This window comes from Alteriqipengyuania lutimaris (assembly GCF_003363135.1).
Taxonomy (GTDB): Bacteria; Pseudomonadota; Alphaproteobacteria; order Sphingomonadales; family Sphingomonadaceae; genus Alteriqipengyuania; species Alteriqipengyuania lutimaris.
On the sequence record NZ_QRBB01000001.1, the window covers coordinates 1,665,240 to 1,686,569 of the forward strand.

Here is a 21,330-nt window from a genome sequence, read left to right on the forward strand (position 1 = left end):
TTATGCGGCCCTCAGCGCACTATGTCGCGCTTAAGCCAGAACATCAAATGCCACGGTCAGGCGCGTCCCTGCGGCGAAGGGGGTCGTGCCGTGGTAGAGCGTGCTGGGAAACAGGGCGCAGTATCCGGCGCGCGGCTCAATCACGTGGATCGGCGGCAGGTCGAGCCGCAGATCCTTGGGTGGCCGACCGAGCTCGAGCGCGCCCTGGCCTTTGTCCTGACCCTCCGGGAGGTGGAGATAAAGAGCCGACGAGAGCACGCCCTGCGGATGGATGTGCGAGGCGTGGTGGTCGCCGCGCGCGTGCAGCTGGACGGACCACGATCCCGCAAGCGACCAGGGCGAGGCCCGGTAGCGCAGCAGCGGATGGGTGGAGTCCACAGGAGGAAGTCCTTCCCGATAATCTTCGAGCGTGGCGATGATCGCACTGCGCAGCGCGGCCAGTTCGGGCTCGGTCCGGTCGAAAAGTCGGCCCCGCGTCTGGGTGCCGCCGCGCAGCGACTGGTCGTACGGGAAGGCGGAATGCTCGTGTATCGCGCGCAACCGGTCCAGCGCCGGTGCGACGACCTCCTCGGCATCGGCCAGGGGCATTAGACGTACCAAGCCCTCTTGGCCGTGCAGCCAGTCCGCGCGTTCATCCCGCGTGACCCGCCACAGAATGCCGATGAGCGCCCAAGTGCGAACATACATCGGCTCGTGGCGCAAGGCGCGATCGAGCCACTGCTGAGCTGTGCCCCATTGCTCGGTGCGCAGGGCGTGTCGCGCCTCGTGAATTGCGCGATCGAGCGTATCTTCGCTCAGGCGAGCGAAGGCCCGTTCGGCCTGTGCGTCCTCGCCTGCGGCGCTGGCGAAAGTGGCTTCGAGCATGACGAAGTGCTCGACATTCGCGAACCGGGCCTGTGCGTGGGATGCCCACTCGGCTGCCTCGTTGAAGAGCTCTGCCGCCGCGAGGGCGGCGATATGCGCGGCGGGGATATTGGGATTCTGCGGTGTGCGCCCGCCAGCCTCGACGTAGTGGCTCGCAAAGTCGTCGTCCCCCTCGGAGCGACGCAACTGTGTCAGAAAATCGAGACCGGGCCGCCACGCCGGGGCCTGGTCCACGATCTGCCGGGTGACCGTGAGCGCACCGTTCCGATCGCCATTGATGTCGAGCGCCTGCGCCTTTGCCAGCCACAGGTGGGGATTGCCGGGATCATGACGCAGCGCGAGGTCGATCCGAACCAGCGCATCGGCCTCGCAACGTTCGAGGGCGACGCGGGCGCGGCCCGCAAGGGCGCGCGGACTGTCCGCCTTCAGGTCGAGCGCGCGGTCGTACCAGCGTGAAGCCTCCACCAGATCGCCAGCCAGCCTCGCAGCATTGGCGCGGGTCGAGCAGTAGCGCGGATCGCGCGAACCCGCCGTCTCATACTGCGCGAGGGTTCCCACCGCGTCGCTGGGGTGTCCGGATTCGGTCTGTGCGATCGCCTGGTTGATCGCATAGGGCAGGTGGCTGGGCGCAAGCCGCAGCGCGTCGCCGAAACGTTGCGCCGCGAGCGCGTGGTCGCCGCGTCGCAGAGCGATATTGCCCGCGCTGTTGTGCAACTCGTGCTCGCGTGGATAAGCGCCCAGCGCCTCGGTTATGATCCGTTCCGCCTCCTGCGGCGATCCACCCCGCTCGGCAGCGATCGCGCGCTCGTGCCAATCGCGGGGAAGGGGACGGGGGGGCGTGGCCATCAGCGGTCGCGGAACCAGCCGGTGATCGCCAGGCGGCCAGGAGGCGCGAAGGGTGGGACGAAACTGACCAGATGGCTCTGCGGCACCGCGAACATGTTGAGCGCGTTGAACCGCGGACGGAAACCTTCGACCACATCGCCGTCCTCGTCCAGGAACAGCAGGTAGCCGCCCCAGTCGGGGTGCCAGTCCTCGCGCGCGAAGTTGAGGACGTAGGCGACCTTCCAGCCTTCGGCCACGTGGCTGTCGCTATGCCTGCCAAGGTAATGCTGCGGAGCGAACATCGTCGCCTGACCGTCGGCGCTGGCAAGATCGTCGAAGCCGGTCACTTCGCGCACCAGGTCCATCATTGCGGGGGCGTTGAGATGTTCGAGCAGCAATTCGTGCGGGCCGCCGGGGTTCCAGCCTTTCTGCACCGCTTCGACGAGCGAGAACTGCGCGTAGCGGAAGCCGTAATCGCCGCGTGCGCTTGCCTGGGCGGCGGCATTGGCCATGCGGTTGACCTGATCCGCGCCGCCGGGCGCGGCGATCTCCGCGTTGGAGAAGCCGCGTGGCGGCGTGTCGGGGCTGTCCCCCGCGCGCACCGCCATACCCCAGGGCGTCGCCTGCATCAGGATCGCCTGGATTTCCTCTGCCGCCTCGCGTGTGAGCACGTCGCGGATCTGCACTCTGCCGCTTTGCGCGAAACGGTTCGCGAGCGCTGCGCGGTCGAGATCCGGGTTCAGTTCGAAGAGCGTTTTTGCCATCGCAGCCCTCTTAGGCGCTGGTCGGTTTTGGAGGCAAGCCGCACGCTGTGGTGGGCGCTTGACACTCTCGCGCGTGCCCGCCACTTCGGTTGCGAAACGAAACTCGGGTTAAAACAGAGATCGGGAGAGAGACAGAATGGCAGATGCGTATATCGTGGAGGCGGTGCGGACCGCCGGGGGCAAGCGCGGCGGCAAGCTGGCGGACGTGCATCCGGTGGATCTGGCCGCGCAGACGCTCGACGCGCTGATCGAGCGTACGGGGATCGATCCCAAGGCGGTGGACGACGTCATCATGGGCTGCGTCAGTCAGGCGGGCCAGCAGGCGATGCAGGTGGGGCGCAACGCGGTGCTCGCGTCCAAGCATTTGGGCGAGGGCACGCCCGCGGTCACGATCGACCGGCAGTGCGGCTCCTCGCAACAGGCGATCCAGTTCGCCGCACAGGCGGTGATGAGCGGCACGCAGGACGCCGTGATCGCCAGCGGGGTGGAGAGCATGACCCGCGTGCCGATGGGCTCTTCCGCGATGTTCCACATGAAGGAAGGGCTGGGCAATTATAAGTCGCCGGGACTCGAGGAGAAATATCCGGGCGTCCAGTGGAGCCAGTTCATGGGCGCCGAGATGGTGGCCAAGAAGCACGACATCTCGAAGGACGAGATGGACCGCTTCGCGTTCGCCAGCCACGAGAAAGCCGCCGCCGCCACCAAGGCGGGCGCCTTCGACAGCGAAATCGTGCCCATCCCGATCCAGACCGAAGACGGCGAGGAGATGCACACGGTGGACGAGGGGATCCGCTTCGATGCCAGCCTCGAAGGGATCGCGGGCGTCAAGCTGCTCAGCCCCGACGGCCGCATCTCCGCTGCGCTCGCCAGCCAGATCTGCGACGGGTCGAGCGCGGCGCTGATCGTCTCGGAAGCGATGCTCAAGGAGCACGGCCTCACCCCGCTGGCGCGGATCGTCGACATGACGGTGACCGCGGGCGACCCGGTCATCATGCTGGAAGAACCGCTGTTCGCGACCGACAAGGCGCTTAAGAAGGCGGGTCTGAGCATCGACGACATCGATCTCTACGAGGTCAACGAGGCGTTCGCGCCCGTGCCGATGGCGTGGCTGAAACACACCGGTGCGGACCCGGAGAAGCTCAACGTCAACGGCGGCGCAATCGCGCTCGGCCACCCGCTCGGCGCGAGCGGGACCAAGCTGATGGCAACGCTGGTCCACGCGCTGCATGCGCGCGGCAAGAAGTACGGCCTGCAGACGATGTGCGAAGGCGGCGGCGTCGCCAACGTGACGATTATCGAGGCCTTGTAAGTCGATTCGAACGGTTCAAACTCGCTCGGTCTGAGCCTGTCGAAGCACCGCACTTTGCTGTGCCTTGCGCGCGAAGAAGGACGGCCCTTCGACAAGCTCAGGGCGAGCGGGACAAGACATCAGGAGAGATAGAATGGAAATTTCCGCAAACACCCCAGCAGTCGTCACCGGTGGCGCCTCCGGCCTCGGCCTTGCCACCGCGCGCGCTATCGCCGCGAAGGGCGCGAAGGTCGCGATCTTCGACATGAAGGAAGACGAGGGCGAGAAGGTCGCCAAGGAACTCGGCGGCACCTTCTGCAAGGTCAACGTGACCAGCGAGGAAGAGGTCGCCGCGGCCTTCGCCAAGGCGCGCGAAGCGCACGGGCAGGAGCGCATTCTCGTCAACTGCGCCGGGATCGGCAACGCGATCAAGACCGCCAGCCGCTCCAAGGAAGACGGCAGCATCAAGCACTTCCCGCTCGCCGCGTTCGACTTCGTGATCCAGGTGAACCTCGTGGGCACCTTCCGCTGCATCGCGCATGCGGCGGCGGGCATGCTGACGCTCGACCCGCTGAACGACGACGGCGAGCGCGGCGCGATCGTGAACACCGCATCGGTTGCCGCCGAAGACGGCCAGATCGGCCAGGCGGCTTACTCGGCCTCGAAGGGCGGCGTCGTCGGCATGACCCTGCCGATCGCGCGCGACCTGATGGGCGAGGGCATCCGGGTGAACACGATCCTGCCCGGCATCTTCCACACCCCGCTGCTGATGGGTCTGCCCGAAAAGGCGATCGAAGCTCTCAACGCCTCGGTCCCGTTCCCCAAGCGCCTCGGCAAGCCGGAAGAATACGCCAAGCTGGCGATGGTGATGCTGGAGAACACCTACTTCAATGGTGAGGACGTCCGCCTCGACGGTGCGATCCGCATGGCGCCGCGTTGAGCAATATCCTCCCCGTTTCTCCGTGAGGAGAAACGGGGAGGGGGACCGCCGGCCGGAGGTCGGCGGTGGAGGGGTATCGCTTCGCCGACCTTCCCCTCCGACCGACGCCTCCGGCGTCGCCCACCTCCCGTTTGCACTGCGTGAAAACGGGGAGGATCTGGCCGCACCGCCACCCTTTCCTACCTCGCCCGCCATGCTCTATCGCCGCGCGATGATCGCCTGCGCGCAAACCGAGCAACGCAACCAATCCGGTACGGGCGCGCCCCCGGCGGTTTTCTCTCCCAGAACACTGTGTCAGGTGTGTCAGCGAGGAGATTGCCGGGATGCCTGACTTCACCCAGATCAAGCTCGCGATCGACGGCCCCGTCGCCACGATCACGCTCCATCGCCCGGAGAAGATGAACGCCTTCACGCACCAGATGCGCGACGAGATCATCGAAGCGATCGACATCACCGATGGGGACGATGCGGTGCGCGCGGTGATCGTGACGGGAGAGGGCGAGCGAGCCTTTTGCGCCGGGGCCGACCTGACCCCGCCGAAGAACCCGGATGGCACGGACAAGCACGTCTTTTCCGACCCGGCCACGGTCGACGACCTGTCCGATCCGCTCGTGCGCGATGGCGGCGGGCGGCTCGTCCTGCGGCTGTTCAATTCGCAAAAGCCGCTGATCGGCGCGTGCAACGGCGTGGCGGTCGGCGTCGGTGCGACGATGCAGCTGCCCTTCGACATGCGGCTGTGTTCGGACAATGCGCGCTTCGGCTTCGTCTTCGCGAAGCGCGGGATCACGCCGGAGGCGTGCTCCAGCTGGTTCCTCCCGCGTCTCGTCGGCATGTCGAAAGCGCTCGAATGGTGCATGACGGGGCGGCTCTTCGATGCGCGTGCAGCGCTCGAGGCGGGGCTGGTCCGCTCGGTCCACCCACAAGGCGAGCTGATGGACGCTGCGCGCACGCTGGCGAACGAGATCGCCGAGAACGCCGCGCCGCTGTCGGTCGCGATGACTCGCGCGATGCTATGGCGGCTTTCGGCCGAGGATCACCCGATGAAGGCGCACCGGATCGACAGCCGCGCGATCTACCGTCTCTCGCGCGGGCCCGATGCAAAGGAAGGCATCGCCAGCTTCCTCGAGAAGCGGCCCCCCGAATTCACCGGCAAGGTCAGCACCGACATGCCCGATTTCTATCCCTGGTGGCAGGAGCCCGAATACAAATGAGTGAAGCTTGGCACATCGGAGTCCTTGGGGGCTCGGGCCTTTACGAAGGCATCGAACTGGAAGGCCAGCAGCAGATCGAGGTTGCCTCGCCCTTCGGCGAACCCTCGGGCCCGGTGACCACCGGCACCATCGGCAACGTGCGGCTGAGCTTCATGGCGCGGCATGGGGCGGGGCATGCGAAATCGCCCGACACGGTCAATTACCGCGCCAATATCGACGTGATGAAGCGCTGCGGCGTGACCGACCTGGTCGCTATCAGCGCCATCGGATCGCTGCGCGAGGAAATGGCCCCGACGCATTTCGTGGCGGTCGACCAGTTCATCGACCGCACCAGCGGGCGCGTACAGAGCTTCTTCGGAGAAGGGCTGGTCGCGCATGTCAGCCTGGCCGATCCGATCTGCCCGCGGCTCAGCGCACTGGTCGCGGGCGCGGCCAAGGCGAGCGGTTCGACTGTCCATCGGGGCGGAACCTATATCGCCATGGAAGGCCCGCAGTTCTCGACCCGCGCCGAAAGCCGCATGTATCGCGGCTGGGGCGGCGACGTGATCGGGATGACCGGCATGCCCGAGGCGCGGCTCGCCCGCGAGGCGGAGCTGCCCTACGCGATGCTCGGCATGGTCACCGACTACGACAGCTGGCGCGATGAAGAAGCCGGGGTCGAGGCGTTCGACATCCTCTCCGTGCTCAAGGGCAATGCTGATCGTGCCCGTGCGATGCTGGACGAACTGGTCGCGACGCTGCCCGACACGCGCGCGCCGAGCCCGGTCGATACCGCGCTCGAGCATGCGATCATCACTGCGCCCGAGATGCGGGACAAGGCGCTGATGGCGAAGCTCGACGCAGTCGCCGGAAGAGTGCTGGGCTAGGGCGCTCGGGGCCGGGGGCGCGATGGCACCCCCGGCTTGCTACATCAGCGCATCGCTGATCGAGCAGCCTGCGGGGCCGAGAATGACGATGAACAGCACCGGCAGGATGAACAGGATCAGCGGGATGGTCATGATCGCGGGCAGGCGCGCGGCCTTTTCCTCGGCACGCATCATCCGCTCGTTGCGGAACTCGGCTGAGAGCACGCGCAGTGCCGAGGCGAGCGGCGTGCCGTAGCGTTCGGTCTGCACCAGCGTCGTGACAACGCCCTTCACCGCTTCCAGATCGACCCGGTAGGCGAGATTGTCGAACGCGGTCTTACGGTCGTTGAGGAACGACAGCTCGATCGAGGTGAGCAGGAATTCGTCGGCCAGTTCGGGATAGGCGCGGCCCAGTTCCTTGGCGACACGGTTGAACGCGGTGTCGATCGTCAGGCCGGCCTCGGCGCAGATGACCAGCAGGTCGAGCGCGTCGGGCAGACCCTTGCGGATGGCGTCGGTGCGCTTCTTCGCCTTGTTCGCGATGTAGAGTTCGGGGCCCTTGTAGCCGAGGAATACCGCGGCGGAGAGCGCGCCCAGGCGCTTGAAATTGCCCCACTCGGTGAAGGCGTCCGAAAGATAGAAGACGTAGAATGCGACAATGCCGAGCACGATGGGCAGGATTGCCCGCGCGCCGATGACGTAGACCGCATATTCCTTGTTGCGGATGCCCGCATGCGCGAGCTTCTGCTGCACCTGCTCGACCTGGCTGGCCTGCAGAACGTTGAAGTTGGTCAGGGTCGACTTGACCTTGTCGGTCTTCTGCGTGCGCCGCACCAGGCTCTTGCGCTTGCGCCCGTGCTCCTTGACGATCCCGGCCTTCAACTCGTCGCGCCGGGCGTTGAGCGCCTTGATCCGCTTGGCCATCGGATCGCGCACGGTGACCGCGGCATAGATCGCCAGCATGACGGACATTGCGGCGACACCGGCAAGCACGGTCGCGACGAGAACCACGTCCACGCCGAGCAGCGTGGGACCGCTGGCCGGCGCGCCGAATAGCAGGGCGGGGGCGAGAACGAGCGTTGGGGCGGCGTCGATCGGCATCAGATCTCGAAGCTCACCATCTTGGCCATGATGAAGACGCCGATACCCATCCAGCCGAGGCCGCCGAGACCGATCACGATGAGGCGCTCATCAGTGAAGAAGGTGCCGATGTAATTGGGATTGATCCACCAGATCATCGCGAAGACGATAAACGGCAGCGAGCCCACGATATAGGCCGAGGCCTTCGATTCTGAACTCATCGCCTTGATCTTGAGCTTCATCTGCGCGCGCTTGCGCAGCACGTCGGAGAGGTTGGACAGCGTTTCCGCCAGGTTGCCGCCCGTCTCGCGCTGGATGGCCAGGGTGATGCAAAAGAAGTTGAATTCTGCCATGTCGAGGCGATCGGCACTGACCTGCATCGCTTCCTCCATCGATCGACCGATCTTGATCCGTTCGATGATGCCCTTGAACTCCACGCCGACCGGGCCCGGAATTTCCTGCGCGACCACCGCCAGCGTCTCGGTTACCGGAAGGCCCGAACGAAGGCCGCGCACCAGCAGGTCGATCGCATCGGCGAAGCGTGCGGTGAACTGTGCCGAACGGCGTTTGATGAAGAAACCGACGACGAGGTGCGGCAGCCCGGCCCCGATCAGCAAGCCGGCGATCGCGGCAAGCGCGAGAGCACCTGTCTGGAAGTATACGATTACGCTGACGATCAGGACCAGCGTGAGCGTTACGTAGAGATACTGGCTCACCGACCAGTTCTTGCCGGTGCGCTGAAGGCGCATCGCCAGCGCCTCTGCACGCGAGCCCGATCCTGCAGCCTTGTGGACCTTCGGTTTGCGGGCCGCCATCGCCTTCTTCATCTGCGATTCGACTTTGGCGTCGTGGCTTTCCGAATGCCGGTAGCGCACGCCGCTCAGCCGCCGTTGCAGCTGCTTGCGTGTCGAGGGCCCGGCATAGCTCGCGTAGAAGAGCGCGAGTGTCGCCATCAGGCCGAGCATGATGATGAATATCTGGAAGAAGTCCATTGTCGCCGTCAAATGCCGGCAGCCGTGGTGCAACGCAGCCCTGTTGAGGGCGCGCGCCGTCAGGCGTCGGCTTTCGCTGCCCCCTTCGTCTTGCCCTTCTTCGCATCTGCGGGCTTCGCCTTCTTCGAAGTCGACAGAAGGGCCTTGAGGTCGAGCGATCCGATCAGTGACTTCTTGCTCTTAGGTTCGTCCGATTCCACCGCCTCGTCGCCGGTCGAAAGGATGCGGTCGACGACATTGCGCAGCTGGCTCGTCACCTTGCTGGTCTTGTTGGCTTCGACGAACGCTTGGCCCAGCTTGGCTGCCTGGGTGGCGGCCTTGGCATCGTAGGGGAGCACGAAGTCGACCTTGCGCTCGATCGAGGCTTCGTAATCGGCGCGGCTGATTTCGACCTGGGCACTCTGCGCCTTGTTGGCGACGATCAGCGTCTGCGCATGCGGAGCATAGGTCTTGAGCCAGCTCAGGATGCGGATCGAGTCGCGCGCGGAAGCGAGGGTGAATTCGCACACCAGGGTGATGATGTTCACGTCCGCCAGAAGCTGGGGGAAGTTGATCAGCATGTTGCGCGGCATGTCGATCACCGTGATTTCGAACGACTGGCGGAATTCCTCCTCCAGCTGCACGAAGGCGGCGCCATCGGTCATCAATGGAGAGTTGATCGGCGCTTCGGCGGAAAGGACCGCCAGATTGTCGTTCGCGCGGATCATGGCGCGTTCGATGAACAGGCCGTCGATCCGGCTGGGATTGTCGATCGCATCGGTCAGGCCGCGTCCAGGCTCCAGGTCGAGCGTGAGTGCACCCGTGCCGAAATGCACGTCGAGGTCGAGCAGTGCGGTCGGAAGCTTCTGCTCGTCGCTGAACAGCCATCCGAGCGAAGTCGCCACGGTCGAGGCACCCGCGCCACCGCGCGTGCCGACAACTGCGGTCGAGATGTGACGCTTGGCGGCCTGGCTATCGATGGGCTTGGGCGCACTGAAGACCGTCTGTGCCTCGTTGAGCGCGTCGCGCACCTGACCCGTGGCAAGCGGCTTGAGCAGATAGTCGTGAATCCCGCTCGCGAGCAGATCGCGATACAGGCGTACGTCGTTCACCTGGCCGACCGCGATCACGACGGTGCCCGGCTCGCAGACTTCGGCGAGGGCGTTGATCTCGGTCAGCGGGTCGCTGCATTCGGACAGGTCGACGACCAGGATATTGGGGCTCGACGTGACCGAAAGGCTCTGGATCGCGTTACGCAAACCCCCCTTGGCGCATTTTTCGGGTGCCCAGCCGAGCTCGGCGACCACCGGTCGCAAGGTATCGAGCGCGGTATCGTCGCAGATGAATGCGGCGAAGGGATCGCGGTTGCCGGACATGCCTGAATTCCACGGTGCGTTCATCGTGCTTCCTCGTTCGAATTTCTGGCTCAGTCCGGTCCGCCGGCGGTGGCGCTTGTGCCACTGCCGGACGCTGGAGCGCCGCCACTCCGATAGGCCTCGATCGCGCGGTTGGAGCCGCTGACGCCGGCGCTGCCATGGCTGGTCTGGCCGCGGATGAGGTCTTCCGGATTGGCGACCATCGCCGCGTAATTGCTGTTGGTGGCGCAGCCGTAGTTTCGGCTCGTGGCGTTGGCGAAATTGCCATCGTAATCGTCGGACCAGTCGGGGCAGCCCGGCACGCTCGCGACCGAGCGGGTCACGACGACGCGGGTCCTGCCCGGTTCGACGAAACCTTCGGTCACGGGGGCCTCGTCGCTCAGCAGCAGGCCGTAACGATCGACGATCGCGGCTACCGCATCGACAGTTGCGGGGCTGGCGCTGTCGGTCTCGACCGAGACCCGGTCGCCGTAACGCAGGTCGAGCGCTTCGAACCAGCCGGCTAGCCGGCGCTGTTCGGGTACGGGCACGCCGCCCGGTCCGGCTGCGATGTCGAGCGTGTAATTCGTGCGTTCGACCACCGGCTGGTTGGTGCTGTAGACCGAGCGGTTGAGATCGCCGCTGCACGCACCGAGCGACAGGGCGAGGCCGGAGGCGAACATGGCGGCGATCATGCGTTTGCGATTGGTCATGGCCTGGGGTTCCCTCAATTATTGATGCTGAAGCCGGGCGCGGCCGAAGCGCTGCGTTCCTTGCGGCGCTGCTTGCCGGCGCGGCGTTCGCCGCGCTGCGGCGCTTGGGAGATACCGGGGCCAGTGGATTGACGCTCGCTGGCGCGAGGCATCGGACGCACCGCTTCGCCATTCTCGCGCACGGTTTCCTTGAAGCCCAGCTGGCTCAGCACGTCGGGGCTGTTGTAGCCGTCGGTGGGCAGTCGGATGTCGCTCGCATCCACAGGCTTCACCAGATAAGGCGTGATGACGATGACCAGTTCGGTCTCGCCCTTGCGGAATTCGGTCGATCGAAAGAGGTTGCCCAAGATCGGCACGTCGCCAAGCCCCGGGGCCTTGTCGATCAGGTTCTGAGAATTGTTGCTCATCAATCCGGCGATCATCATGCTCTGACCCGAACCCAGCTCGGCCGTGGTCGATGCCCTGCGCGTTATCAGCGCGGGAATCTGCACGCCGTCGAGCTGGACCGCACCCTGTGCGGACAGCTCCGACACTTCGGGGGCCACCTGGATCGATATTCTCCCGTCTGAAAGGACGGTGGGCGTATAAGTCAGCTTGACGCCATAGTTGCGGTATTCGACCGAGGTGGCGCCCAGCCCCTGGCTGATGGGTATGGGAAACTCACCCCCGGCCAGGAAGTCTGCGGTATTTCCCGACAGCGCCGAGAGGTTGAACTGAGAGAGGGTGCTGACGAGGCCGTTCGTTTCGGCAAGGTCCAGCGCGGCTCCGATGTCGAGGCCGAACAGATTGCCCAGGCCAGCGATCGTAGTGTCACCTCCGCGAGTGACACGCGAGGTGCCCGGCGTCGAACTGTCGAAACCGGTGAAGGTGCCGCTACCTCCCGGCGTAAACTGGGGAAAGGAATTGCGCCCTCGGGCAACCCCGAACTGGAAACCGTTCGTTCCATCGAAGGTGGCGAGGTTGGCCCCGAGATTGCGTACCAGCGAACGGCTGACCTCGGCGAAGCGGACCTGCAAGTTGACCTGCAGCGGCGTCGCAGTGTTCAACCGGGCGATCACGTTGGCTTCATCGCCGAGAAAGGCTTCGACCAGTCGCTCGGCCTCCGCCGCATCTTCGGGCGCGGCGACGGTGCCCGTCAGCAAGACGGTGTTGCTGCCCATGGTCGCGACGGAAATCTTGGCGTCGGGCATCGCCAGCGACAGCATCTGGTCGAGGCTTCCGATATTGGATCCGACGCGCACGTTCGCCGCCCAGATCACATCGCCTGCGGCATTGCTGGCATAGACGGTGGTCTCGCCGCCCGACTTCCCGAAGAGGTAGAGCTGCCTCTGCGATTTCACCTGGATATCGGCGATGGTGTCGTTCGCGATGAACACATCGGCCATCTGGCCGGGAATATTGACCAGTTCGCCCTTGCCGATCGACAGCACGACATCCTGCGTCGGGCGGATGATCGACTGCGCGTCAGCGATGGTCGGCATCGCGGCGAGCGGAGCTGCGAACAGCGCGGCGCCGAGCAGCGCCGGACGCAGGCCGCGCCTTCTGGCGCGTGCCGACGCAGGCATGACTGTGCTAAGCTTGGCGGTCATTGGGTTGGCCTTTTTCATGATCAGTCGCGCCCCTCGATCGGGGCCACTCGCGCAGTGTCGGTCTTGACGGTGCCCGTCCGGCCTGCGCCGACAACCGTGGTTGCCTGGCCGCGCGTGACGCGGACCTGCGGGCCGCTCGGCGCGGCGGGCGCCGGTGCGCCGTCGGGGCGGGCCATCGGCACGGGATTGGGCTGGACCGGCCCGGGAGGGGCAGACTGCTCCTGTTGCTGGGGTTGGGCGCTGCGGATCGCAAAACGCGAGACATCCGATCCGGTGACGTAGGATGCGGCGGTGTCGCTCGGCATGGCGCGTGCGCGCGCCAGAAGCCGCTCTTCCTCTTCCGGCGTCGCATCGTCGGGGATGGAAATCGCGCCCGAGGCGAGCGCGCGTTCGAGGTCGCTCGGATTGTCGGCGATCGAGCGCAGCGAAAGGCTGAGCGTGCCGACGGTCTGTGCGACCGAGATCTTCTCGGCGATCTTGGGCGTGACTTCGAGCGTGACGGTGCTGGAGGGGCGAGCGACGGTCTGGCCTTCGGCCGCGCCCTGTGCGGTCGACTGGTCGACGGCGAGCACGCGCAGGTTGCGCAGGATCGTCTCGGTCGCCTTCAAGCCATTGGCGTCGTGGGTCATCATCAGGTCGACGCGGTCGCCGGGGAATACGAAACCGGCCACGCCGGTGTTGGCGTTGACCGGAACGGTGATCGCCCGCATGCCGGGGCCGAGCGCCGCTGCGAGGAACCCGCGGTCGCCCGGTGCGACGAGGCCACCCTGCGTCACCGGCTCTCCGGCAGTGATCGGATAGCGCACAACGGTGCCCAGCAGCTGGGTCACGTCCGCCTCGCCATCGATGAAATAGGCATCCTGCACCAGTTCAACCGGCCAGGCTTGGAAACCGATGGCATCCTGCGTGATGATCGTGCCGACCGGCAGGCCGCGCTGGGCAACGAGCACGCGGGGCCCGGTGGGTTCGGGGGCGACTGCCGCGACCGCATCCGGAGCGGACGAACCGGCGAACATGCTGCGCGCGATAAAGGCCGTTCCTGCCGCGATGACAAGCGCCGCCAGCAACAGAACGAGCTTCTTCCTATCCATGACTTAACAGTTCCCCAGATCGATCCAGAGCCGACCGGTGGCCGACATGCTTGCCGTGCATATTGGTTGAGTGGTTAAAATGGGGTTCACTTCGCAATCAGGCATTTGCTGCGGGACACGCGTTCGCGCGGCATCTCGCGTGGCTAGACCTGGAGGCCGATCGCCTGCCCGGCAGCGGGAAAATAATGCGCAGCGAGCACCCACAGGCCGGCCGCCGAAATTGCGACGCCGTAGGGGATGGCGAGCCGATCCTTGCGGCGGCGCATGATGTGCCATGCACCGAATACCAGCGTCAGCACGCCGCCCAGCAGCGCCATCAGCACCACCAGTTCGAGGAACAGCATCGGCGCGATCCACAGGGCCAGCGCGGTCAGTAGCTTCACGTCGCCGCCGCCCATCGCGCGCATTGCGAACAGGCCGGCGAGGATCGCGAAGGCCAAAAGCGCAACGCCGAATTGCAGCGCCACGCCGGGCCAGAGCGAAAGCCCGCTGGCCCACCAGAACACCGGTGCGCCCAGCGCTACCGCACCCGTGAGCCAGTTGTCGATCCTCCGCGCCTTGAGGTCGGTAATCGCAGCCGTCACCAGCGCGATTGCCAGTCCGGCCAGCAAGCCATATTGCAGGTAATCGATCATGTCAGGTGGTGCCCCGGCTCCCTCGTTCGGGGACCCGTGCTACGCGTTGGCGCTTACCAAAAAGTAACCAAGATCATGGGGGCCGCGAGATAGCGATGAAGCCAGAGGATAGCCCGGCCGGAAATCCGGTCCGAAACGATGCACCGGCCTTCGACCGCCGTGTCATTCCGGACGCCGCCACCGAAACCCATTGGGAGGCGGCAGATGACGAGAAAATCCGGCGGATCGACTGGCCCGCGAGGAGCGCGAGCGAGGCACGCGGTTCGATCCTCTTCCTGCCGGGGCGGGGCGATCACTACGAGAAATACCTCGAAACGCTGGACGAATGGCACCGCGACGGCTGGCATGTGACGGCCAGCGACTGGCGCGGGCAGGGTCTCTCGGGCCGCCTGGGCAACGACGCGCACACCGGCCATATCGACGATTTCGGCATCTGGACCCGCGATCTCGCGCATTTGTGGGAGGGGTGGATCGCCAAGACACCTGGGCCGCACGTGCTCGTCGGCCACTCGATGGGCGGGCACCTCGTGCTGCGCGCGCTGATCGAAAAGCGGGTCGCACCCGATGCGGCGGTTCTTTCGGCGCCGATGCTGGGCCTCGTGGGCACGCCCGGCCCGCTCTGGCTGTTGGAGCCGGTATCGAAGACGTTGGCGCGCCTTGGCGATGCACGGCGTCCGGCGTGGAAGACGAGCGAGAAGCCCGGCGCGCTGCCCGAGGATCGCGGCGCCTTGCTGACGCATGATGTCGAGCGGTATCAGGACGAATTGTGGTGGCGCAACGCGCGTCCCGACGTGGCGATGGGGCCGGCGAGCTGGGGCTGGGTTGCCGCCGCGATCCGGTCGCTGCGGATGATCGAGGCGAAGGGTGCGCTGGAGAGCGTGGATGTGCCGGTCCTGCTGTTCGGCACCACCAACGACCAGCTGGTCGCCTGGGACGCGATCGAACGGGCCGCCGCGCGCCTGCCTTTCAGTGAATTGCTGACCTTCGGCGACGAGGCGCACCACGAGATATTCCGCGAGGTGGACCAGGTGCGTGGGCGCGCGATGGACGGCATCTCCGATTTCCTGGATCGCAAAGCGCCACGCCGCTCCTAGATCGTTTTCATGCCGGATTACGACCTAGCGATCATCGGTGCGGGGATGGCGGGCGCAAGCCTTGCCGCCGAAGTGGCGCCCCATGCGCGCGTGCTGCTGCTCGAGGCGGAAGACATGCCCGGCTACCATACCACAGGGCGGTCCGCTGCGTTCTGGGAGGAATGCTATGGGGGACCCGCGATAGTCCCGCTCAGCCGTGCGTCGGAAGCATTCCTGAGGGATGGCGGCTTCCTCAGCCCGCGCGGCGCGCTCTATATCGGACGGGAGCGGGACAGCGCGAAGCTCGATGAGTTCGAAGCGCGCTTCGCGGGCAGCGGCGCCCGGTTCGAACGGCTGCAACCGGGCAAAGCGCACGCCTATGTTCCCAATCTGCGAGCCGAGTGGCGCGAGGCGATCTGGCAGCCGCATTGCGCCGATATCGATGTCGCGGGGCTCCACCAGCATTACCTCAAGAGCGCGAAGCATGCGGGTGTCGACCTCGTGACGCGTGCGCGCATCGAAGCGATCGATCGTCGTGGCGATGGCTGGCGGCTCCATGCAAGCGATGGCCGGGAGTTTCGCGCCGCGGCGATTGCCAATGCGGCGGGCGCGTGGGCGGACGGGCTGGCCCAGTTGGCCGGGGCCAACCCGCTCGGCATCCAGCCGCTCCAGCGCACCATGTTGCAGGTCCGCGCCGATCCCGCGCTGCCGCGCGGCGGCCCCTTGACGCTCGACATCTCGGGGCAGTTCTACTTCAAGCCCGAAAGCGCGCAGGCAATGTGGTTCAGCCCGCATGACGAGACGCCGGTGCCGCCAGCTGACGCGGCTCCCGACGAACTGACGATCGCGCAGGCGCTCGACCGGTTCGGGTCCGTCCTTGACGCCGATATCGTGAAGATCGAGCGGACCTGGGCCGGGCTCAGAAGCTTCGCGCCCGATCGCAAGCCGGTCTATGGCTGGGACCGGCAGGTGCCCGGCTTCTTCTGGTTTGCAGGGCAGGGCGGCTTCGGTATCCAGACCGCGCCCGCCGCCGCGCGCCTTGCGAGCCAGCTTTTCCTGGATGCGCCGCGCGATGCGATGACCGAGGGACTGGACGCCCGCGGCTTTTCGCCTGCGCGCTTCGGCTAGCGCAGGCTCTCCGCGGCATCGCTGGCCAGCCTGTCGACCCGCTCGTTCTCGGCATGGCCCGAATGGCCTTTCACCCAGTGCCAGGTGATGCGGTGATGCGCGTTCAGGTCCGCCAGCCGGCGCCACAGGTCCTCGTTCTTCACCGGGGCCTTGCTCGCGGTCTTCCAGCCGCGCTTCTGCCATCCGGGCAACCACTTGGTGATCCCGTCGATCAGGTACTTGCTGTCGGTATAGAGATCGACGGCGCAGGGCCGCTTGAGCGCCGAGAGCGCTTCGATCGCGGCGGTCATTTCCATGCGATTATTGGTCGTATCGGCCTCAGCCCCCGACAATTCCTTCTCGGTCGCACCCCTGCGCAGCAGCGCACCCCAGCCGCCGGGGCCGGGATTACCCTTGCAGGCCCCGTCGGTGAAAATCTGCACGTCACTCATGATCGGAAAGCGCGCTCGCCTTCCTCGCGATAGAATGCAAGCCGGTGCGCGAACTGCATCGGGGGCTTGCGGTGGACAAGTCCGTCGGCGGGGGTCGCGAACCAGTCTTCGACGCGCGTTGCCACGAAGCGCAGGCACGCGCCCTGCGCGAGGACGGGCAGGGCCGCACGCTCGCGCGAGGAGAGTTCGCGGCGGCTTTCGTAGCCGGCGATCAGCGCGGCTCCGATCTCCGGGCGGAAGCTGTTATCGGCAAGATCGAAACACCACGCGGCGTGCGTGACAGCCAGATCGTAGGCCAGCATGCCGGTGCACGCGAAGTAGAAGTCGATCAGGCCCGTGACCGAAGTCTGCAGGAACAGGACATTGTCGGGAAACAGGTCCGCGTGGATCGTGCCCTCCGGCAAGTCGCGGGGCCACGCATCGATGATCGCTGCGCCGCAATCGGGCAGGATGGCGGTTAGCTCCGGATCGATCTGCGCAAAGCGGTCCTCCTGCGCACGCAGCATGTCGACACAGGCGGGTGTCGAGAGCGCGGACGTGCGGCTACGGGCGAAGTCGGACGAGGCACCGTGCAGGTCCGCCAGCGCCGCGCCGACGGCATGAGCGTGGTCTTCGCCCGGCTGGTCGATCGAGACGCCGGGCAGGAATTCGATCAGCGCGGCGGGCTTGCCCCGCACCTCCACCATGCGCTCGCCATCGCGCGTATGGATCGTGCGCGGCACCGGCTGGTCTTTTCCCGCAAGGTGATCGAGCAATGCGAGGAAGAACGGCAGGTCGCGCGGATCTGTCCGCGCTTCGAAAATCGTGAAGATATAGCGGTGCGATGCGCCATCACGCTCGGTCTCGACCAGCCAGTTGGAGTTCGAGATTCCCTCGGCGATGCCTTTCGCCGATTGCAGGGCCCCGACATCGTAGCGGCTCAGAAAGGCTTCGATCTCGGCAGCGGAAAGATGCGTGTAGACCGCCACGGTTGCAGATGCGCGCGTGGCGCTATTCCACCAGGTGACGCGGGAGCTTGAAGGTCATCTTCTCTTCGGTGAACAGCACCGGGCGCTCTTCGATGGTGCGCCATTCGGCCAGCTTGTCGACCACCTCGCGCACAAGCGTTTCGGGTGCCGAAGCCCCTGCGGTCAGCCCGACGGTCTCCACGCCTTCGAGCCATCCAGCCTCGATCTCGCTCGCCCGCTGGATCAGCTTGGCCGGCGTGCCGAACCGCTCGGCAACTTCGACGAGTCGCAGCGAGTTCGAGGAATTGGGGGCACCGATCACCAGTACGAGGTCGCTGTCCGGGGCGAGCTGCTTGACCGCCGCCTGCCGGTTGGATGTGGCGTAGCAGATGTCCTCCGCCTTGGGGGCCACGATCTGCGGATACCGCGCCTCGAGCGCTTTCACGATCTCGCCCGTATCGTCGACCGACAGGGTCGTCTGGGTGAGGAAGGACAGCTCGTCGTTCTCGCCGAAGGGCAGGTTCGCGACATCCTCCACCGTCTCGACCAGCGTCATCGTGCCTTCGGGCACCTGGCCCATCGTTCCGATGACTTCCGGATGGCCTTCATGTCCGATGAAGATGATGTGCCGCTTCTTTTCCAGCTGGCGTTCGGCCTGGCGGTGGACCTTGCTGACCAGCGGGCAGGTCGCATCGACATAGAGAAGCTTGCGCCGTTCGGCTTCGGCCGGCACTTCCTTGGGTACGCCGTGGGCACTGAAGACGACCGGCGCATCGTCGGGCACTTCGTCCAGTTCTTCCACGAAAACCGCGCCTTTCGCGCGCAGGCCGTCGACGACGTAGCGGTTGTGGACGATTTCATGCCGCACGTAGACCGGTGCGCCATATTTCTCGAGCGCACGCTCCACGATCTCGATCGCGCGGTCCACCCCGGCGCAAAAACCGCGGGGCGCGGCGATCAGGATGGTCAGGCCGGGGCGATCCAGCTTTGCGTCGCTGCGCAACTGCTCGGGGGGAAAGGCGGCGTTCATGCACCCCTATCTAGCCATTATGCTCGCGCGCCGCTAGGTGCGCGGCACGAGTTTGCGAACAAGACCGATCAGGGACCCGAACCGATAATGCATCCTGCCGTCCGCTACATCACCCCGGCCATCGCCCTGCTGGCGCTTGCGGGCTGTTCCAACGAAGGAAGACTCGTGGTCGACCAGGGCGTGGGCGTACAGGCGGTGCGCAGCCTGTGCCCGGCCGTGGGCATTCCGGACTATACCGGCGATATCACCACCTTCCGTTCCCCGAACAGCCGCCTCGCGAGTGACCTCGACATCGAGGCGAGCATCACCAACCTGCGGACCACCTGCGACGAAGCGGGCGACCGCATCTACGCGAATGCCACCTTCGATGTGTACGCGAGTCGCGCCGATACACGGGGATCTCGCACGGTCGAGCTGCCGTACTTCTCCGTCGTACTGCGCGGCGGAAGCTCGGTCGTCACAAAGCGGGTTGGCACCGTCAGCGTAACCTTCGCTGACGGGCAGGATCGTGCGGTCGGCCAGGGGCAGGCGGGCGCGTTCATCAACCGCGCCGACGCGACCTTGCCCGACGACGTGCGCAACCGCGTGACTCGCGAGCGCCGCGCCGGGGATGTCGATGCTGCGGTCGATCCGCTGTCCGATCCCGAAGTGCGCGCCGCGGTGCAGGCGGCGACTTTCGAACTGCTGGTCGGCTTCCAGCTCTCCGAGGAACAGCTGGCCTACAACGCCACGCGCTGATCCGCCGTTGGAGTTCCGGCCGCGCTCTCTTGCTCGCGCGGCCAAACCGGCTAAGCGGGCGCACATGTCCGATACCAAGACCCTTTATGCCGCTTATGCAGAGCGGATCGATGCCGTGCTCTCCGCGCTCGAGATGGAAGGCACGCTGCCGCCCGACGTGAATCGCGCGAATGTGGCGGTGGAGCCGCCGCGCGATCCCTCCCATGGCGATATCGCCACCAACGCCGCGATGGTCCTGGCGAAGCCCGCCAAGACCAATCCGCGCGCGCTGGCCGAGCAGATCGTCGCCCATCTGAACCGCGATCCAGATATCGAAAGCGCCGACATCGCCGGCCCGGGCTTCATCAACCTGCGCCTCGCCGACCGTGCGTGGATCGACGAGGTACGGGCGATCGCGACGCTCGGCGATGGCTATGGCCGTTCCGGGCTGGGCGAGGGCGACCGCGTCAACGTGGAATATGTCTCCGCCAACCCCACCGGACCGATGCACATGGGCCACTGCCGCGGGGCGGTGGTGGGCGATGCGCTGGCCAGCCTTCTCGAAGCGACGGGGCACAAGGTCACGCGTGAGTACTACGTCAACGACGCCGGCGGCCAGGTGGACGTGCTCGCTCGCTCGGCGCATGTCCGTTATCGCGACGCGCTGGGCGAAGAGGTCGGCGAGATTCCCGAGGGCCTGTATCCGGGCGAGTATCTGATTCCGGTCGGCAAAGCGCTAGCCGAGGAATTCGGTGACCAATACGCCGCCGCGCCAGAAAGCGATTGGCTGCCGCTGTTCCGTCCGCGTGCGGTCGCCGCGATGATGGATCTCATCCGCGCCGATCTTGCCAAGCTGGGGATCGCGCACGACGTCTTCGCCTCCGAGGCCGAATTGCAGGCCGCAGGCAAGCCCGCCGAGGCCGAAGCCTGGCTACGCGAGCAGGGCCTCGTCTATGATGGCGAGCTGGAAAAGCCCAAGGGCAAGACGCCCGAGGACTGGGAGCCGGTCGAGCTGCCGCTGTTCCGTTCCACCCAGTTCGGCGACGACCAGGATCGCCCGATCCGCAAGTCGAACGGCAGCTGGACCTATTTCGGCGCCGATCTCGCCTATCATATGCAGAAGGCGGAGAACGCCGATGCGCTGATCGACATCTGGGGCGCGGACCACGCAGGCACGGTCAAGCGGATCAAGGCCGCCGTGGCTGCGCTTTCGCAAGGGCAGGGCAAGCCGATCCCCTTCGACGTCAAGCTGGTCCAGATGGTCCAGCTGATGCGCGATGGCGAGCCGGTGAAGATGTCCAAGCGTTCGGGCAATTTCGTGACGCTGGCGGACGTCGTCGACGAGGTCGGCAAGGATGTCGTGCGCTTCACCATGCTGACCCGCAAGCCCGAGGCGCAGATGGATTTCGACTTCGCCAAGGTGGTCGAGGCGAGCAAGGACAATCCGGTCTTCTACGTGCAGTACGCGCATGCCCGCATCCGTTCGACCATGCGCAAGGCGGCGGAAGAGGATCTCGCCCCGTCGGACGAGGCGCTGGACAGCCTCACCGCGGACGACATCGCGCTCGTCAAAATGGCCGCGCAGTATCCGCGGGTGGTCGAATCGGCGGCGCAGGCCCGTGAGCCCCATCGCATCGCTTTCTATCTGTACGACCTCGCCGCCGAGTTTCATTCCTTCTGGAATGCCGGAAACGATGATCCGTCAAAAAGGGTCATACTGACACAGGACCGCAAGCTTAGCGCGGCAAGGCTTTATCTGGTCGCGCAGATAGGTCAGGTTGTTCGCAATGGACTGGGTCTCCTCGGGGTGGAGGCCGTTGAGGAGATGTGACG

At 65.9% G+C, this 21,330-nt stretch carries 20 protein-coding genes; 8 read left to right on the top strand and 12 right to left on the bottom strand.

The features are described from left to right. Nucleotides 1-30 precede the first annotated feature (30 nt). Together DL238_RS07865 and DL238_RS07870 are read right to left on the bottom strand one after the other, a co-directional pair. The gene (locus DL238_RS07865) at nucleotides 31-1,710 is read right to left on the bottom strand and encodes a 2OG-Fe(II) oxygenase family protein (RefSeq protein WP_115491750.1); all 1,680 of its coding nucleotides are present in this window, start codon (nucleotides 1,708-1,710) and stop codon (nucleotides 31-33) included. Continuing rightward, nucleotides 1,710-2,453, bottom strand: a complete 744-nt coding sequence (locus tag DL238_RS07870) for a 2OG-Fe(II) oxygenase (RefSeq protein WP_115491751.1) — start codon at nucleotides 2,451-2,453, stop codon at nucleotides 1,710-1,712. Before DL238_RS07870 ends, DL238_RS07865 begins: the two co-directional genes overlap by 1 nt. Before the next feature lie 136 nt (nucleotides 2,454-2,589). Here DL238_RS07870 and DL238_RS07875 point away from each other — a divergent pair, with 136 nt between their 5' ends. The 4 genes from DL238_RS07875 (at nucleotide 2,590) to mtnP (ending at nucleotide 6,758) form a co-directional block, all read left to right on the top strand. Next, a complete protein-coding gene (locus tag DL238_RS07875) occupies nucleotides 2,590-3,762 on the top strand; it encodes an acetyl-CoA C-acetyltransferase (RefSeq protein ID WP_115491752.1) in 1,173 nt (390 codons plus the stop codon). Nucleotides 3,763-3,895: 133 nt separating this feature from the next. Continuing rightward, nucleotides 3,896-4,681: an SDR family NAD(P)-dependent oxidoreductase gene (locus DL238_RS07880; protein ID WP_115491753.1), complete on the top strand. Its 786-nt coding sequence runs from the start codon at nucleotides 3,896-3,898 to the stop codon at nucleotides 4,679-4,681. 323 nt (nucleotides 4,682-5,004) lie between these two features. Further along, entirely contained in the window at nucleotides 5,005-5,892 is an 888-nt protein-coding gene (locus DL238_RS07885; protein WP_115491754.1) for a crotonase/enoyl-CoA hydratase family protein, read from the top strand. Further along, a complete protein-coding gene (gene mtnP, locus DL238_RS07890) occupies nucleotides 5,889-6,758 on the top strand; it encodes an S-methyl-5'-thioadenosine phosphorylase (RefSeq protein ID WP_115491755.1) in 870 nt (289 codons plus the stop codon). The genes DL238_RS07885 and mtnP overlap by 4 nt, the downstream gene beginning before the upstream one ends. 39 nt (nucleotides 6,759-6,797) lie before the next feature. On the opposite strand, the gene DL238_RS07895 is transcribed toward mtnP, so the two are convergent. The 7 genes from DL238_RS07895 to DL238_RS07925 all read right to left on the bottom strand — a co-directional run bounded on the left by DL238_RS07895 (nucleotide 6,798) and on the right by DL238_RS07925 (nucleotide 14,171). Beyond that, a complete protein-coding gene (locus tag DL238_RS07895) occupies nucleotides 6,798-7,838 on the bottom strand; it encodes a type II secretion system F family protein (RefSeq protein ID WP_115491756.1) in 1,041 nt (346 codons plus the stop codon). After that, nucleotides 7,838-8,809 (bottom strand): type II secretion system F family protein, encoded by a 972-nt coding sequence (locus DL238_RS07900; RefSeq protein ID WP_115491757.1) that lies wholly within the window; start codon nucleotides 8,807-8,809, stop codon nucleotides 7,838-7,840. The genes DL238_RS07895 and DL238_RS07900 overlap by 1 nt, the downstream gene beginning before the upstream one ends. A gap of 59 nt (nucleotides 8,810-8,868) precedes the next feature. Then, a complete protein-coding gene (locus DL238_RS07905) occupies nucleotides 8,869-10,188 on the bottom strand; it encodes an AAA family ATPase (RefSeq protein ID WP_115491758.1) in 1,320 nt (439 codons plus the stop codon). Nucleotides 10,189-10,214: 26 nt separating this feature from the next. Further along, entirely contained in the window at nucleotides 10,215-10,856 is a 642-nt protein-coding gene (locus DL238_RS07910) for a CpaD family pilus assembly protein (RefSeq protein ID WP_115491759.1), read from the bottom strand. A 14-nt stretch (nucleotides 10,857-10,870) separates the two neighbouring features. Next, nucleotides 10,871-12,445: a type II and III secretion system protein family protein gene (locus DL238_RS07915; RefSeq protein ID WP_407640843.1), complete on the bottom strand. Its 1,575-nt coding sequence runs from the start codon at nucleotides 12,443-12,445 to the stop codon at nucleotides 10,871-10,873. Between the two features lie 20 nt (nucleotides 12,446-12,465). Continuing rightward, nucleotides 12,466-13,536: a Flp pilus assembly protein CpaB gene (gene cpaB / locus DL238_RS07920; RefSeq protein ID WP_115491761.1), complete on the bottom strand. Its 1,071-nt coding sequence runs from the start codon at nucleotides 13,534-13,536 to the stop codon at nucleotides 12,466-12,468. A gap of 143 nt (nucleotides 13,537-13,679) precedes the next feature. Further along, nucleotides 13,680-14,171 (bottom strand): A24 family peptidase, encoded by a 492-nt coding sequence (locus DL238_RS07925; RefSeq protein WP_115491762.1) that lies wholly within the window; start codon nucleotides 14,169-14,171, stop codon nucleotides 13,680-13,682. Nucleotides 14,172-14,266: 95 nt separating this feature from the next. On the opposite strand from DL238_RS07925, the gene DL238_RS07930 reads away from it, so the two are divergent. Together DL238_RS07930 and DL238_RS07935 are read left to right on the top strand one after the other, a co-directional pair. Next, on the top strand, nucleotides 14,267-15,265 hold the full coding sequence (locus tag DL238_RS07930) for an alpha/beta fold hydrolase (RefSeq protein WP_115491763.1): 999 nt from the start codon (nucleotides 14,267-14,269) through the stop codon (nucleotides 15,263-15,265). Nucleotides 15,266-15,274: 9 nt separating this feature from the next. Beyond that, the gene (locus DL238_RS07935) at nucleotides 15,275-16,372 is read left to right on the top strand and encodes an NAD(P)/FAD-dependent oxidoreductase (RefSeq protein WP_115491764.1); all 1,098 of its coding nucleotides are present in this window, start codon (nucleotides 15,275-15,277) and stop codon (nucleotides 16,370-16,372) included. Here the strand turns inward: DL238_RS07935 and rnhA are convergent. Genes rnhA through ispH form a run of 3 tightly spaced genes read right to left on the bottom strand, consistent with a single transcriptional unit; the run spans nucleotide 16,369 to nucleotide 18,780 of the window. Next, a complete protein-coding gene (gene rnhA, locus DL238_RS07940) occupies nucleotides 16,369-16,803 on the bottom strand; it encodes a ribonuclease HI (protein WP_115491765.1) in 435 nt (144 codons plus the stop codon). The two genes, DL238_RS07935 and rnhA, sit on opposite strands and share 4 nt — an antisense overlap. Next, on the bottom strand, nucleotides 16,800-17,771 hold the full coding sequence (gene thrB / locus DL238_RS07945; protein ID WP_115491766.1) for a homoserine kinase: 972 nt from the start codon (nucleotides 17,769-17,771) through the stop codon (nucleotides 16,800-16,802). Before thrB ends, rnhA begins: the two co-directional genes overlap by 4 nt. A gap of 22 nt (nucleotides 17,772-17,793) precedes the next feature. Beyond that, entirely contained in the window at nucleotides 17,794-18,780 is a 987-nt protein-coding gene (gene ispH, locus DL238_RS07950) for a 4-hydroxy-3-methylbut-2-enyl diphosphate reductase (RefSeq protein ID WP_115491767.1), read from the bottom strand. A gap of 87 nt (nucleotides 18,781-18,867) precedes the next feature. Here ispH and DL238_RS07955 point away from each other — a divergent pair, with 87 nt between their 5' ends. Next, nucleotides 18,868-19,518: a hypothetical protein gene (locus DL238_RS07955; RefSeq protein ID WP_115491768.1), complete on the top strand. Its 651-nt coding sequence runs from the start codon at nucleotides 18,868-18,870 to the stop codon at nucleotides 19,516-19,518. Nucleotides 19,519-19,582: 64 nt separating this feature from the next. Next, nucleotides 19,583-21,328, top strand: coding sequence for an arginine--tRNA ligase (gene argS / locus DL238_RS07960; RefSeq protein WP_115491769.1), 1,746 nt, complete (start codon nucleotides 19,583-19,585; stop codon nucleotides 21,326-21,328). Nucleotides 21,329-21,330: the final 2 nt, after the last annotated feature.

Coding starts and splice junctions, on each gene's coding strand:
- rnhA (WP_115491765.1), bottom strand. CDS start 16,803: ATGAGTGACGTGCAGATTTTCACCGACGGGGCCTGCAAGGGTAATCCC.
- DL238_RS07905 (WP_115491758.1), bottom strand. CDS start 10,188: ATGAACGCACCGTGGAATTCAGGCATGTCCGGCAACCGCGATCCCTTC.
- DL238_RS07910 (WP_115491759.1), bottom strand. CDS start 10,856: ATGACCAATCGCAAACGCATGATCGCCGCCATGTTCGCCTCCGGCCTC.
- DL238_RS07955 (WP_115491768.1), top strand. CDS start 18,868: ATGCATCCTGCCGTCCGCTACATCACCCCGGCCATCGCCCTGCTGGCG.
- DL238_RS07925 (WP_115491762.1), bottom strand. CDS start 14,171: ATGATCGATTACCTGCAATATGGCTTGCTGGCCGGACTGGCAATCGCG.
- DL238_RS07935 (WP_115491764.1), top strand. CDS start 15,275: ATGCCGGATTACGACCTAGCGATCATCGGTGCGGGGATGGCGGGCGCA.
- cpaB (WP_115491761.1), bottom strand. CDS start 13,536: ATGGATAGGAAGAAGCTCGTTCTGTTGCTGGCGGCGCTTGTCATCGCG.
- DL238_RS07870 (WP_115491751.1), bottom strand. CDS start 2,453: ATGGCAAAAACGCTCTTCGAACTGAACCCGGATCTCGACCGCGCAGCG.
- DL238_RS07915 (WP_407640843.1), bottom strand. CDS start 12,445: ATGACCGCCAAGCTTAGCACAGTCATGCCTGCGTCGGCACGCGCCAGA.
- DL238_RS07900 (WP_115491757.1), bottom strand. CDS start 8,809: ATGGACTTCTTCCAGATATTCATCATCATGCTCGGCCTGATGGCGACA.
- DL238_RS07880 (WP_115491753.1), top strand. CDS start 3,896: ATGGAAATTTCCGCAAACACCCCAGCAGTCGTCACCGGTGGCGCCTCC.
- DL238_RS07885 (WP_115491754.1), top strand. CDS start 5,005: ATGCCTGACTTCACCCAGATCAAGCTCGCGATCGACGGCCCCGTCGCC.
- argS (WP_115491769.1), top strand. CDS start 19,583: ATGTCCGATACCAAGACCCTTTATGCCGCTTATGCAGAGCGGATCGAT.
- DL238_RS07865 (WP_115491750.1), bottom strand. CDS start 1,710: ATGGCCACGCCCCCCCGTCCCCTTCCCCGCGATTGGCACGAGCGCGCG.
- mtnP (WP_115491755.1), top strand. CDS start 5,889: ATGAGTGAAGCTTGGCACATCGGAGTCCTTGGGGGCTCGGGCCTTTAC.
- DL238_RS07930 (WP_115491763.1), top strand. CDS start 14,267: ATGAAGCCAGAGGATAGCCCGGCCGGAAATCCGGTCCGAAACGATGCA.
- DL238_RS07895 (WP_115491756.1), bottom strand. CDS start 7,838: ATGCCGATCGACGCCGCCCCAACGCTCGTTCTCGCCCCCGCCCTGCTA.
- DL238_RS07875 (WP_115491752.1), top strand. CDS start 2,590: ATGGCAGATGCGTATATCGTGGAGGCGGTGCGGACCGCCGGGGGCAAG.
- ispH (WP_115491767.1), bottom strand. CDS start 18,780: ATGAACGCCGCCTTTCCCCCCGAGCAGTTGCGCAGCGACGCAAAGCTG.